The organism is Treponema bryantii (genome assembly GCF_036492245.1).
Lineage (GTDB): Bacteria > Spirochaetota > Spirochaetia > Treponematales > Treponemataceae > Treponema_D > Treponema_D bryantii_C.
Window position 1 is genome coordinate 1,025,672 of record NZ_AP025286.1, and the last position, 16,618, is coordinate 1,042,289.

Sequence of the window (16,618 nt, forward strand, 5' to 3'; positions counted from 1 at the left end):
AAAGTGTCGGGAAAACAATCTAAAAAAATAAGAAAGGTAAAACGATTTTCTAAAAAGGCAGTGATAGGTTCGGCTGCTGCTATTCTCTGTACTGCGCCTGTGGTTCCTGAGGGTGGAGAATTCATCTTGAGTGTATTCCCACACATCTCTTTCCCTATCATAAAATTTGATGAAAGTCTTGCAACCGGCTTTGGTGGTGGAGTTGCACTTACATACAGGCCTGTTGAGTTCTTTAATGTTTTTGCAGAAGGTGATTATAAGCAGTATCGTTTTAATACAAAAGAGGATATTGGTGATATTTCTGTAATCGGTGGTAAGGTTGGTGTCGGATATCATTTACCGATAACTGACCGAATCGGTATGGATATAAATGCCGGTGTCGGATATTACAACTCTACATACGATAACGGACAGGGCTCTTCTGGTTCAAAATCAACTGTAAACGGACTTAGCGTTACTGGTTCCATTGCCTTCTCTTATAAAATCAATCCGGTTTTTGCAGTTTCTGCTGGTGGAGCTGTTGAACATCTGGCTTATAAAGATGGTAAGTTTATTACAAGTGCAGATGTAAATCCTGCTCTTTCTATAAATCTTACTAAAGCTTTTTCTAATAAAGCAAATGTTAGTTTTGATTCTGCAAATTTAAAACCTGTCTTCCCGGTTTTCTATTCATGGTATAACGACAATCCATTCGGCACTATTGAAATCAGCAATCATGAAGATGCTGCTATAACAGATGTTCAGGTTTCATTCTATCACCCTGAGTATATGGGGCAGCCAAAGAATTGTGGTGGAACTAAAATCCTTTACAGGGGCGAGACTCTTACGGTTGATCTTAAAGCTTTTTTCAACGAGCAGATGCTCAACCTCAATGAGAAAAATGATTCTCTTACAACCATTACTGTTGAATATAAATATCTTGGTTCAAAGAGATCTGCTACATTCCCATTGATAGTTCCTGTTTACGGACGAAACAATATGTCATGGGAAGATGACCGCTGTGCTTCTGCTTTTGTATCTTCTAAAGACCCTGCTGCTATGTGGTTTGCCAAGTATGTTGTTTCTACTATCAGAGATAATGTACGTAACGGCTTACCTACAAACATTCAGTATGCAATGGGTATTTTTGAAGCTCTTGATCAGTTCGGTATAAACTACGTAAAAGATCCGACTTCAGCATTTGAAGACAATGTCGGAACAGCTTCAATTGACTTCCTTCAGTTCCCATATCAGACACTTATGTATCGTGGTGGAGACTGTGATGACCTTTCAATTCTGGTCTGTTCACTTTTTGAATCTATAGGAATTAAAACTGCGTTTATTACAGTTCCTGGTCATATTTTTATGGCTTTTGATTCCGGCTTTACAGTAGAGCAGGCTAAAGAGTATTTCATTAATCTTGATGAATTTATTGTTGATGGAGACAATGTCTGGGTTCCTCTGGAAATTACACTTACTGATGAAGGGTTTAATCAAGCCTGGCATAAGGGTGCCTGGGAATGGAATGTTGCCAATAGAAAGGGCAGTGCAATGCTCTACAAGATGGAAGATTCCTGGAAAATCTATAGACCTGTAAATGTTCCTGGTGCAACTGCACGCTTTACTTTGCCGGAAGAACAGTATGTGGCAAAGCTTTTTTCTCATTCTGTTGATCAATTTGTTATGGAGCAGATTGCTCCAAGAATTGCATATTATGAAAATAGAATTGCAGCAGCTCCTTCAGCACAAAACTATAATGATTTAGGTGTTCTGTATGCACGTTATGGACTTTTTGAACTTGCAGAGCAACAGTTCCGTGTAGCCCGCGAGAAAAAATATCTTCCTGCATATTTAAATACTGCAAATCTTTATTTTTCTATAAAAGATTATGAAAGAGCTCAAAACTGGTATAACGAAGTTCTTTCAAAAGATGACTCTGTGATTTTAGCAACTCTTGGTCTGGCACGCTGTTCATATGAACTTGGAGATTATACTTCATGTGATACCTATTATGAGCAGGTATATAATACTAACCATGACCTTGCTAAAAAGTATTCGTATCTGGGTGCATTCGAAGAAACAACGGGAAGAAGTTTCTCGCTTGCAGACAGACTTGAAAATACAATCTGGATAAACAGTCTTGAAAATGAAAAAACTGTTCCTGGTGTTCAGAATGTTCAGAATCAGGTTGCAGTTCAGACTACAGATGTAATATTAAAAACTCCGGCTTCAGAGCAGAAATCACCAGACTTGGAAATCAATAAACAGGTTGCGGTAGTAGTACCAGCAGCTACCGAAGAGAAAAGTGAAAAATTAGAAAAAGAAGAAGAACCTCTTACAGGTGGTGATGGTGATGACGATGCTAATGGAGAAAATTCTGAAGATACAGCAGATAAGATTGTAACTGAAGTTGTCGAAGATACCGTTGCAGAAGAAGCTGTAAATGAGACATACGTTGGAATTGCTTCTGAGCTTGAATTCAGTTTCCTTACAATAGATGACCTTGTAGCACTCGCAGAAGAAAAACTTGAACAACCTGTTCAGCTTGAAAAGACTGAGTTTGTTGAGCCTGCGGAAGTTGAGGTTGCTGAGAAGTCAGAAGTTGTAGTGCCAACAGAATCTTTTGAATTAGCAGAACAAACTGAAATTTCAGTACAGACAGAAATTACCGAGCCAAAAGAACTTGTTGAGACATTAGAACTTGCTGAGGCAACAGAAAATGCAAAGCCTGCTGAAATTGCTGCACAGTCTATAATTACAGAAGAATCTGCCCCTGTAGAACTTGCGGAAAATACTGAAGAAAGCATCGAACAAACAGCAGAAGAAGAAACTCTCGTACCACAGCCTGAAACTACAGCCATAGCAGAAGTTGAAGAACCTGTTATCGATTCTGAGATTATAGTTGCAGAGCCTGTTGAAGCTTCTGTTACTTCTTTAATCACCGACGTCCCATTACGCGCCGTTCCAAGATTTACAACACAGCCATCAGAAGAATGGGCTCCAAAAGAAGCCTACGAAGTAGAGTCAATTCCAGGAATGAAATCATTCGAAGAAGAAATGGGCGTTTACCAGAATGAAAAGGCATTCCTTTATAAAGACGAATATGATTTTGCCGTAAATCCTGGAGAAAAAGTTGAAGATAAAAAAGACACAGAAATTACTCAGAATACAGTTCTTGAAGTAAATCCGTTTACAAGCTTCCTTTCAGAAAAAGAAGCTGCAAAGGTTGAAGCAATCACTAAGTTTAGGCTTGAGAATATAACGGAGAAAGTTTCAGAAAAAATTACCGAGACAGTTTCGGATTCTGTTCCTGAAACACTACCTCAGGTTTTGTCAGAAACTGTAGCACAGACAGTATCAGAAACTATTACTGAATCTATATCTGAAAACACTGCAGAGACAGTTACAAACACTACCATCACTTCTGTTGAACAGATTCCAGTACCTGAAGTTATTCCAGAGGCTGAAATTGCAACATCAGAAGAAACTGCCGTAGCAGTACCAGTAGTAACGGAAACAACGGTTGATGAACCGAATAATAAATCAAAAATCCCAGTTATTGCCGCAACAGCAGGAATTGCCGCCGCTATTGCAGCTTTATTTATAGCAAAAAAAAGGAAAGAAAAATGAGAAACTTAAACAAACTCTTATCAGTATTTTTATTTACAGGACTTCTCTTTATTACAGCATTATCAGTGACAGCCTGTGACAGCTGGATGTCAAATGATAACTTCATGTCAGAGATAGAATCAGAAGTTCACGATGCAAACGCTGCAGAAATCAATGTTTATATTCGTTATGCAAATGCAAAAATGGGATCTACAGAACCTTCTGGAAATACACGAATGAAGGTAGATGTTGCTTCAAAAATTTCGGCAATTACAAGTGATGACTACGGCTTTATAAAATGGGCTGCTTTCTCAACAGAAGATTTTGCAACCACTAAACAGCATTCCAATCTTATTTTCATAAATGAAGATGATTACAACACAAATTTTAAGGATAAAGAACTTCCAGCTTCAGTTGTTAAATTTTCAAATGATAAAAGTCCTTCAACTGAAGTAAAAGTATTATCTTCAAGAACTGATGTTTTTATTATTCCGATTGTAACAAATAGACCTACCTATGTTCAGTCAGTTCCAGCCAATGCGGACTATAACGTTGTAAAAAATACATCTATCCGAATTCTTTTCTCAAAGCCTCTTGATGAATCTACAATTTATGATTCAGAAGGAAACTTGAACTATTCAATTACCACAAGTTCAGCAACCCTTAATGACGATGAAGAAATTGAAGCAAAAGATATTACAGATTTCTTTAGTCACAAATTAAGTGATTCTGGAAAAATGCTCACCTTAAAACTTAAGGAAGAAGAAGACGAAGATGGCAATAAATTAATCAAGAACTTACTTGATAACCGTCAGCGAATTACAGTCATCCTTTATGAAGGACTTTGTGACCGCTACGGTTTTTCAATGAACGGTAACTATACCTTCAGTTTCCAGACAGGAACAAATACAGATACACTTGCTCCAATTATCGAAGTACTTGTGGGTGGACCGGGAGATATTTGTACAGGTTTTGTTTCTTTCCATGATGGAGAAATTGACGGTAAAGCAACAACAGCAGCAAAAAATGCTCCAAAAGATATCAATAGCACAGAATATACAGATGCTTTGCTTGCTCAGCGTGTAAAAGATAAATTAAATATTTATGTAAAGGCAAATGATATTATTGCATCTGGAAACACAGATATTAACCCTGCAAAAGACTTAAGCGAAGATAACGTAAACTACATTGCAATTAGTGCTTCTCTTTATATTGAAAATACAGATGAAAAAGGAAATCCGGTAACTGCAAATCGTGATGATCTTGAAACAACTATTCCAAAGAAAAATAATATTTACATTCCGGGAACAATAAGTGCAAATGCAGAAATAAATAATCTTTTCACAGAAATTGTACCGTTAGATAAAAATGGCACTAAGTATTCTGGAGGAACTATTTATACTTATGATATAAGTGGACTGCCAGATGGTCTTATTAAAATTGATGTCTGGGGTATTGATATGACAGGAAACAGCGGAGGAGATAAAGAAGCTGGTGCCGCATATTATACAAAACACGATAACGGTTACAAATCAATCTTTGTTGTAAAAGATAGTACTCCAATCAATTCTGATTTAGTAAGAAAGAATAAGCTTGTAAAATCAAAATCTGAAGCAGCTCCTTATGGCTGGTACAACAGTGAAACTTTAGGAACAATGCAGCTGTTTGATACTGCACAGGATAAGATTGTTGATAGCGGTAATCAGAAACTTCGTTCATTAGATAATAATCTTTTCTGGTCATTTATTGTAGGAAAGAACAGCAGTACTCCAGATGTTTCATCAAAAGATTGGGTTCGTATTCACAGTGAAACTTCTGGTGAAAGTCTTTTATATTCTCTTAAGAATGCAAAAGCAGCACAGGATGGTCCGGTAGATATTACACTTTACTTAAAAGATGATATGGGCAATATTTCTGAGCCTGTAGTTCTCGACTCAATCATGTATGATAATACTAAGCCAACTGTTAAACTTCTTGATAATTATGGTGACTTTGTAGATGCAAACGGAAATAAAGCTCTTCACAGTTCTAAAGACGCAGTAATCAGCCAGATTCTTAAAGTTGCATTTGAAGAATTAAATGAAGATGATAACGGAAGTGGTATCCGCCGTCTTGAAATACATGTAAAGAAAGATAACACAGAAGTTGCAGTTCCTCTTGATTCACAAAAGTTTAAAGTTGTGTATGCAGATTCAACAATTGAAAATCCAACTCCTTCTTCAACTGGTATTCGTGAAATTAAAATTGCTTCAGATGATCAGGCTTCAACAAATAATCTTAAAGCATTTAATGTAACCGATGCTTCAAAGATTACAACAGGAACCTTATTCATTTACGGACTTACCCTTGGTGAGGATGATGGTGATTATACAGTAACTGTAGATCTGTTTGACTCTGCAATGAATAAAACAACAACTTCTGCAAAAACACTTATTTCCCGAGATACAACAGCTCCAGTCGTTAATAAGGTAAAGGTTCTTAATGCACAGTCACGTACAGTTTATGGTGATGCGACAGCAGCTAAAACCTGGTGGATGCCAAAAGATTATTATGATGAAAACAAAAAACTCACAAAGGTTTCTTTAAATGTTGAAATCAATGAATCTGGCTCAGGCCTTGAATATATTAAGGTAGCAGATGATATCGGCTTTACAACAGATACCAAACTTAAGAGAGACAATAATTATCTTGTTGCTGGAAAAGATTATTCTCTTGATACTTCAAATAATACAATCAGACTGCTTGATAATTATACAGCAGCTCTTAAAGGTTCTCCTGTAACACCAATCGTGATAACTCTTGAGAATGTAGAACTGAAAAAGATAAATGATGATACAGGTAATAAGCTTCATTTGCATGTTGATGATTTTGTAAATAACAGTGGTTCAAATATTGTTGCTGGTACAAGCGGCAGCAATTCGCAGTTTACTGTTTACTATCCTGATGAAACAACCGGTACTCTTATTTTTGCTGATAATACAGCTCCTGTAATTGCAGCTCTCAAAGTAGAAGATACGGCCAATACAACTGCAAACATGATCAGCAAGGCTTATGATAAAGATCATTTTACAGATAAAAAGGATGTCGTTCTTACTCTTACACTTACAGCCGAAGAACTTTCAAAGGGTAGTGGTATAAAGACAATTTACCTTTCAGACAATGCAGTATTTACAGCCGCAACAAAGATTTTTGTAGATGGAATAGAACTTACAAATGGTTATGATTTCTCTGCAGATAAAAAATCAGTTAATTTCGATAAGGTATTTACTAGTGCAAATGTAATAAAATTTACAAATGTTCAGATTGTTTCAGATACAGAAGGGGCTCAGGTTATAACAGCAGGTATCACAGACTTTGTTGGTCTGAAATCTGAAAACAAAAACTCTAATACAATTATTTATGATGTTACAAAACCAAAGATTAATGATAATGATGGTATAAATTGGGTAGAAGCAGATACAGGTGTTACACTTGAGTGCGAAGGTGACTGGGTAGTAGATACACAGAAACTTAAAATCAACTTTACAGAAGCAACTTCCGGTGTAAAACTTATTAAATTTTCAATTCATCTTCTAAACAATACAACAGATATATTTGAAAATCCTTTTGATTCTGGTTCTGACTTCAAACTATATTATAATGATGTAGAACTGATTAAAGGTACAGATTATTCAATTGATTCAAACAAACAATTCATTGTTTTAACAACTCCAAAGACTTCAGGAAGCTTTAAATTTGAAAACCTTAAACTCACAAATACAAATATACAGGGAACTTATGTAATTGACGTTGACTTACTCGATGCGGCAGAAAATACGATTAATTGTTCTAAGTCAATTGCAATTGATAGTATCCCTCCTGAATTAAATGATAAGCTTATAATTCCAGGCGTGATTAATGCAAAAGAACTTATCGTAAATGGTGGTTCTCAAATATTGGCAGAAGATATAGCTGGCTGTGGAAACAACTGGCTTAAGTATGCAGATGTAGGTGGTACAGATAAGGCTGCTGATTCTATTCCAGTTTTGATTACAATCGAAGAACAGGGCTCTGGTATTAAGGTTATTACTTTCGGTGAAAATGCAGTTCTTGATAATAACCGTACACAGCTATGGGCTGTTGATGAATATGGAAATCCTGTTTATGACTTGAAAGAGCCTCCTGCAGGAACTGCTGCAAAATCATATACAGTAAATTCACAGAATAAAACTATTACAATTGATAATTCTATAGATGCTCTGAATGCAAATGGAGATAACCTGAAGTTCAAGGTTATGGTTAAGAATGTAGGTATTGATATTAAAGATACTGAAACCACAGTTTCTAAAAACAAAATTACAGTAAAAGTTCAGGACGTTGCAATGCACGAAACAGGAGATATAGATACCTATGAAAGCTATATTTATTCTGACAGCCGCATGCCTGCAACTCCAACAGATTTTAAACTTATAGACCGTGCATATTCAAAAGATGCCTCTATACCAACAATTGCCGCTTCAGAAAACTACACAAATGAGACAATTGTAGATATGGAATTCAAACTTGACGGTTCAGAAAAAACTGGTTCAGGTTATCATGAGTTTAGAATTAGTGGTGCAAGATTTACAGATAATTCAGTTATATCAATGACAACAATTGATGGAAATGAAGCTGTTTTGTGTAATGGTTCTGCAATTCCATTTGTATTGTCAGAAGACAAAATGACACTTACTCTTAAGACAACTGGTACAAATGCAGAAAACTATGTAGTACGCCAGGCTGTAAAGGTTAAGATTACAAATGTTGAGCTTACAAATGGAATTCAATCTGTAACTTCTGGAACTGAAAGAGAAGTTTTACTCACTGCTTATGACCTTATAGGAAGATATAATTCAGCTGCAAGTGACAAAATCTGGTTCGATAATACTCCTCCAGAATTAGAGAAAATATTTACAGCAAATTACTCTTCAAGTTCTTATAGTGGTGTACCTTCATATTATGTACCAACTATAAATGTTTACCCACATGCAAACGATGAAAATGGAACTGGTGTCTTGATTAATTATGGTACAGAAACAAATGTTCCAACATTCTATACTGCAACAACTTACAATACTGGTTTCTATCAGTATAACGGACAGGTTTCAAGTTCATCATCATCGTTAAATACAAACTTTACTCATGGTGCTGTTCTTGGAATCCGTGCAAAAGATACAACAAAACTGGGCGGTTATTTCACAAGAAAAGATGATACTACACCAAAAACATTCCTTTATTATTCTTTAGATTCTAATTTCTCAAAAACAAAATCAGCTCTTCTTACAAGTGGAACAAACCTCAGTTCTGATAAGCGTGGTTCACGACCTACAGCTACAGATGATTCTGAAGCTCTCTGGTTTGGTTTTACAACTGGAAAATACTCTGCAGTAATTGTCGATGAGGCCGGTAACTGTAGCGAAATATTCCATTTTGCTGTTGTACAGGATACAACAAAACCTGTAAAAGAATGGGGCAGTGGCAGCAATGCAGACAGCCTTAATAATCGTGTTCTTTTGCAGATGCCGGATAACAGTGCAAAGGCTTATACAAATTCAGCCATTACAGTAGCAAATAGTAATGAATTCCGTAGATTCTGGGCATGTTCTAGTTCTGCTTATAGCATACGAACTAAAAAATATGTAACAAAGAAAACTAGTAACAAATATAAGATTCAATTAAATCTTGGTGGAACATATACTTCAGCAACACCAATCACAAAAATTGATGGTTCAGAAGCAAGTACAACAACCTCTTATTCTGACCTTTCTTCAACAATAAGTTCTTCTCCAATTGAAATGTATGCAATCAGTACATTCTATGGTTCTTGGCCTACTAGTGCAGATGGTAATAGTACAAGCGGTAAATACAAATATTCTCCAGTTGTTCCAAAAGGAACTACTTTCCCTAGTGGACAGGCACATTTAGGCTCAAATACTTCTTATTTAGGTAAAGATTATTTCGAATATGGAGATTGTCCTACTTCAAATTCATGGTATATATATGAAACCGATGTTTCTTACTGGCATTCATATAGCTCAGGAACAACTTACACAGATACTTTTTCATGTAATAGTACCTCAATTTCCAGCTATGTAGACTCAAATAATAACCTTATAATTGAAATTCCAAACACCCATAGTACGGCTCCAATTTCAGTATTCCTGCGTGATGGTTGTGGTAACATGCAGTATGTTGTTTGTGGTGTATATACAGATAGTGATACAGATTCCAGCTCATATGGACAAGAAGTTGCCATAAGCTTTGTAGTAGATGAAAAACTTGGTTATGCAGAAACAACAAATGGTATGGTTGCTACTCCAATAATCATGCAGAATCCTTATATGACTTATGTTACTTCTAGTCCAAGTGTAGCTTGGCCTTTAAGTTCAGGTTCAACTGGTTTTACCTGGAATCATAACACTGGTAATGGTGACCAGGGTGGTGAAGGTACAAAACGTGGATTTATAAAAGACTATGTAAAATATGCAACTTATTATAATCCAAATATAGATTATTCGAATACAGCTCAGCAATTTAAGATTGGACTTACCTTGAATTATGATACTCGCTCATATAAGCGTGACTATCCAGAAGATATTCTGTTTAATACAGATTTAGGAAAAGTAACAGATCCTGAGCCTTTAAGTTCTGATTCAAGTAAATCTGATTATACATGTCGTGCTTTGCTTTATTGTACACAGAATTCTTCAAAACCAACTTATGATGAAATTATTTCGGCTGGAGTAAATGTAAAAAATTCTTCTGGTGGTTTTAGAACAGCATGGGTTGGTGTAAAGTCAAGTAACGATACTTCTCTAAGAGATGATTCTACTGAAGAAGATATAAGATATAAGGTTACAGGTACAACAATCCTCCTCGACTATCCAAGGCCTGATTATACAGCCCTTGGCTGGACTATAAATGAAACAAACGGGGAACCTAAACCTTACTACATCTGGTATATTTTTGAAGACCGTGTAGGAAACTATGAAATTGCAAAGATTGTAAACAGTAATGCAACCGGAAATCAACTTACAACAGAAACAAGCGGAATGTTTGACCGTTGGCTTTATGATAATGAAGCTCCAGTAGTAACAACCCGGGGACATGGCTTAAATCCAAACGAAATAACAGCAGATAATATTGCTGAGCTTGTTGCAAGTAACAACGGATTTGTGCCTTATGTGGATAGTGATGGCAATGTTTATGTTCATGCATCAAAAACACATACAAGTTTGCAGAATGGAGCAACTCTTAATTCAACTGCTGGTAATGGAACAACTCATAAAGCAGATGGTCATGAAACTTATTCAATATATAATAACTTTGTTGATCTGGTTGTTTCTGAAAATACTGGTGTTCGTGCATTTGCCTGGTCTACTTCTAACAATGTAAATTTTTCTACAAGTTTTACAGATTCTTCAAGTTGGTATACTGGTTCGAATGTATATTGGTATGTAGGTTGGGGGCCAGTAACAAATTCTGGTGGTCTAGCAAAAGATATAGCAAATGGTTCATTTACCTATGGCTCAAGTTCATATAAGCCGGAGAATGCATATTATTATGGCAGCACAGATTATTCAGGAAAATATTCTGGTACTAAAGTAAATACAGTATTCCCTTACGGAAAACTTAGTACATCAACAGGAACTGAACTCTGGCTCCATGTAATGGACTGGACAGGAAACATTTCTCATTACAGGATGGGAGCCTCTGGCGTAAAATTTATAAATGACTCTGTAGCTCCATCTTATACAACTTCGACAGCAGAGAAATTGGAAACAGGTCAGTATTATATTAAGAAAACTGCTAGTACCCCTCTGTTAAAGATTGCCGGTGCTGGAGAAAAGGCAATAAATGAAGAAAATATAGATGTTTATATTCCGGAAGAGTATTTTGCAGAAACGGGTTCTGGTATAAAGGGCTATTCTTTCAGCGATGATGGAACAGGTATTGCTGAAAAGATAGGTGGAAAATCATATCTTAGTATTCCTTATAATAGATATCATGGTCTGACATCTGATACTTATTATGTATATGATAATGTTGGTAACGTACAAGAACATTCTTTGAATTATGATTTCGATAATAAACCTCCTAAGATTGCCAGTGTTGCCTTTGTAACTAAACTTGATTCTTCAGGTCAGGGTAAATTTGCCGATGTCGAAAATGGTCTAGGAATACAAGGTGTTTATACATCATTTGGAGGAGTAAGATTCTACGAACATAAAGAAAAGAATTCTGACAATGAGGAAATTAATAAGTATTATGATGATATAAGCCATTTCAAAACAGGTGAAGTTCAAGAAATTTATATCACTAAAGAAAATGCTGTTAAATTCCAGATTAATTTTGATTCAGAAATCAAAACAGAAAATGAGTATCTTGATGATATTAAGATTAATCGATGGGATTCTGATACAAGTAAGTGGGTAACTGTAACTTCATGGAAATCAAATAACACATCATGGTGGCTTGGAGAAGGTGAAACTGAATCAACTACTGTAATCCGTGCAATGGGTACTTCAGATAGCAGCGGTTACGATAAACTTACATATACAGCCGAAGGAACCTACTATCAGATTCTTGCTACAGATATTTCAGGTAACTCTAACTGCCAGTATTTTAAGTTGTATCTTGATAAAGCAGCTCCAACTTTTGCAACTACAACTCCAAATCCAGTAGTTACTCTTAGAAAGGGTTCTATTGGTAAAATTGGAAGTACTTACTATTATACAGCTGATAATACAGGTAAACTTAAGCTCAATTTTGCTGTAGTTGATTCTGGAATTGGAAGTGTTCCTGAAAGCGGAACTTATGCTGGGGATTTGAAGAAAATATGGTATAGTTTGACAGGAACAGAAGATTCCTGGACATTAATCGAGGATCCTGCCAATGCAGAAATTCAAATCGCAAGTGGTGATATTGAAACTATCTACTTTAAGGATGCTCTTGGAAATGTTACTAGTGGTTCAGATGTATATCCAGGATTTGCATATACTAATCCAAATGCAGCCACCGGAACAGATCCAAAAGTTATAATTTCAAAACTCAACTTTTATGGTGATGATACAGTTAACGAACCGCTTCCAAGTGCTCCATTTATTGAAGTTGGAGAAATTAAGAAAGATGGTAAACGAGCAAATATCGTAAAACAAATTACAACTTATGGTATGGGTTACTCAGACACTAATCTCAGTTCGAAGAGTACTACAGATTTGGATACACATGTATATACGGAACAAATTTCAGCAGGAACTGTTCTTATAAAAGGTGAAGGTGATGAGATTCGTAAAAGACTTACGATAACTTTCCCAACCTCAAATAATAAGATTATTGGTTATCTCAGATTAAATGATAAAGATGAAAATGGTAATACTCTTACTCCAAGTACTACAGCAGGTATCTACAGTTTGAAAACACTTGAACATGAATTTACAGAAATCTTACCTACAGGAGAAGATGACGATTATAGTCCATTTACAATAAAGTATTATGCAGTTGATATTGTTGGAAATGTGAGTCCGGCTCTTAAAATTATTTATAGTTATGAAAATCCACATAAAGCAAAAGATATTAGATTAATTGAGGATCCTGAACATTCAGATCTTATTAAAACTGATGTCTTACAACAGATGCATGATGATCACCTTACATTTGCGAAATTTCTGACTGTTCCTGGAAGTACAAGTGGAAATCAATATGGAAAGCCTGGTATCCGATATTTTGATGGTGGATATTTGATTGTTCGCTGTTCATTGTTCGATATAGCTGGTGATGAATATCTTGAAACCCCATCTTCAATAGAATTATGGGATATTTGGGGAACCGGTAAAAATGATCGAAAAAAGCGAGGTGTTAGTGATACAGGAGAAGAGTTCTTCAAGATTTATACCTCTGCATTAAATACTGATTCCAACCCTGCAAATGACGATAAGGTTGGTGGTACTACAGCAGATAAAGACCGCTATTATTGTTATGTCGCTTTTAAGTTAAAATATGATGAAGATCAGGATTCCGAGAAAACTCCATCATCTGGTTGTTTCAAGAACAATGATGATTTTGATGGCAGCAATATTTATTTCAAACTTTGCGGTGAAACAAGCTCAGACTACTGGTTGATGTATAAATCGGATGATAATGACACAACCAAAAAATATGGTTGGAAGATTGATGATGCAGCGCCTATGATTGACTCTGCATATGTTCGTTCTGCTAATAATGGTATAAAGGGATACAGAAAAAATGGTTCAATTGAAATTGCCTATGATAATTATGATTCAGGCTGGAATTATAAAACAAATTATTATTCCAAAGATATGATTATCTATATTCCACAAACAAAAATTACTGAAAAATATAATGGAATAAAGTACAAAACAATTGTAACCGGTGGGGCAACAGATATTGATTCAGGCTGGAAGAATCTTGATACAGCAAGTATAAAGTGGAAGAATAACGATTTTAGCAATACAGATTGTTATAGTTTCGAATTACCAAATGTTGCAACAATTCATAGCAGTATTCAATTCTATCTTAAGGATGAAATTGGAAATGTTTCTGAATATATAGTTGGAAATCCTGATCATGGTGATTACACATGGTGGATTGTAAACGACTGTTTAACAAGTGTAAGTGTTACTGCACCTGCAGAAGGCTGGTCAGAAACAGCAGAAAAGTTTACATTTGATGTATCGATTCCAAGTGGAAGTGTTATAAAATCTGTAAAAGCTAAGGTTGGTGGTGAAGAAGTTGCTTCGACAGTTACCTTTAATGACTACAATAAGGGGAATGATACTGATAAACCAATTCAACCAACACTTGATGGTGAACAAGGCTGGTTAAATATATCTGGTATTAAAGTTTCTATTGATAAGAGTCTGATTGTCAAAGGTTGGAACGCAAAAGATGTTACAATTATCCTCAATAATAATGATGAATTAAAGGGTAGTGTAAAGAAGTTTGTTCCAGCAAAACCTCTTGGTGAAGGAAATATTTCTATAAACACAGGAGAAAATGCAAAATCATGGATCTCTGGAACAACAGAATACGTTCTTCCAATTGCATTTACAGGTGGAGCAGGAATAGACAATGTTTCAAGTATTGAAATTGGAACTGGAGAAAATGCTGCAGAAGGAGTATCTGTTGAATGGACTAGTGGTGCAGCTACAGTTACTATTAAGAATGTTCCTGCACAAATCTGGAGTGATCAGAAAGTATACCTTAAGATAAATGGAACAATAACTAAGGAAGTATTTACAATTCAGGCAAAAGCACTTGATGAAGGAAATATTTCAATAAATACAGATGCAGATACTAAAAAGACATGGGAATCTGGAACAACTGAGTATACATTACCAATCACATTCACAGGTGGAGCAGGAATAGAAAACGTAACAAGTATTGAAATTGGAACAGGAGATAATGCTGCAGAAGGAGTAACTGCTGAATGGAGTAGTGGAGAAACTACAGTTACGATTAAGAATATTCCTGCACAGATCTGGAGTGATCAGAAAGTATACCTTAAGATAAATGGAACAATAACTAAGGAAGTATTTACAGTTCCGGCTATAGCTCTTGGTGAAGCAAACATTTCTATAAACACTGCAGAAGATACTAAGAAAGTATGGGTATCAGAAACAACAGAATATGTTCTTCCAATTACATTTACAGGTGGAGCTGGAATAGACAATGTTTCAAGTATTGAAATAGGAACAGGAGAAAATGCTGCAGAAGGAGTAACTGCTGAATGGACTACTGGTGCATCTACAGTTACCATTAAGAATGTTCCAGGTCAAAACTGGAGTGCTCAGAAAGTTTATCTTAAGATAAACGAAACTATAACTAAAGAAGTATTTACAATTCCGGCTAAAGAACTGACTGCTGATGACATTGAAATAGCATCAGCGACATGGAATGATTCAACAAGTTATGAATTACAGGTAACTCTTAAGAATGGTGCTACAGTTAATAACATCACAGCTGTATCAGCTTATAATGCAGAAGCTGCATTCAAGGAAGAAAATGGTACTGTTAATAAGACTGTAGTAGTTATAAGCGGTATGAGAAAACTCTGGGATGGTCCACAAACTGTATCAGTTAAATTCAACAATAATGAGTCTATACAATTTAATGTATTGACAATTCCTCAGAGAGAAATCAAAGATTCTGATGTTACTATAACTCCTACAAATCCGGAAAACTGGTCAGAAAATCTTTCATATGTTGGATTTACGGTTACTTTATCTGAAGGACTTACTATAACAAAAATAGATATTGATGGAAATATCGCTTCAGTACAGGACAATTATGGTGGTAATTATGGTTTACAGGCAGCAGGTGGAACTACAATTGCTAAAACTGTTACAGTAAAAGTTATAACAAATCATGGGGAGGTTGAAAAAGCTATATTCCCAGTTGTTGATTCCAACGCTGCAAATCCAAATGTGAGTGGTCGTTCTGTACTGGGATTGATAAAAGATCTTGCTGCTAAGATTAGTAATAATGACCAGAATACATACTCTGATAATAATATCAGACGTTACAGAGCTACAGAATCAGAACTTGCTGTAAATAATGATGTTACAGAAAAGTCTGTAAAAGAAGCAAAGAAAGCCGCTAAGAAAGCAAAGAAGACTTCGAAGAAAGCTTCAAAGAAGGCAGCTGATAGTTTTGATCAGGTTGTAACACAGCCTCAGATTGTTTCTGACAAGGCTTTGAATATTCCAGAAGCTACACTTACAGATGATGTGACAGTTTCAAAGGAACCAGACATCCTTGAAAACGCTGACAGTATAATTACACAGACTGTAGAAGAAACAGAATCGATTAGTGCAATCAAACCTGTAGCAACTGCTGCTGCTGAAATAGAACCAGCTGAACAGTCTGCTGATACAGGAAAGTCTTCATCAAAGAGTTCGGCAATTGTGATTATGCTTGCAATCCTCGCCAGCTTTGGTGGTTTCTGGTATTATAAGAAGGGTCGTAAGAACTAAAAAGAGATTCCCTCTGA

At 35.8% G+C, this 16,618-nt stretch carries 2 protein-coding genes; both read left to right on the forward strand.

Features of this window, described 5'->3' with window-relative positions:
* Positions 1 to 3: 3 nt before the first annotated feature.
* Positions 4 to 3,609 carry a DUF481 domain-containing protein gene (locus AABJ44_RS04805; protein WP_338370795.1) on the forward strand — a complete coding sequence of 1,202 codons (3,606 nt, stop codon included), beginning with the start codon at positions 4 to 6 and terminating at the stop codon, positions 3,607 to 3,609.
* Positions 3,606 to 16,601 carry an Ig-like domain-containing domain gene (locus AABJ44_RS04810; RefSeq protein WP_338370797.1) on the forward strand — a complete coding sequence of 4,332 codons (12,996 nt, stop codon included), beginning with the start codon at positions 3,606 to 3,608 and terminating at the stop codon, positions 16,599 to 16,601. Before AABJ44_RS04805 ends, AABJ44_RS04810 begins: the two co-directional genes overlap by 4 nt.
* Positions 16,602 to 16,618: the final 17 nt, after the last annotated feature.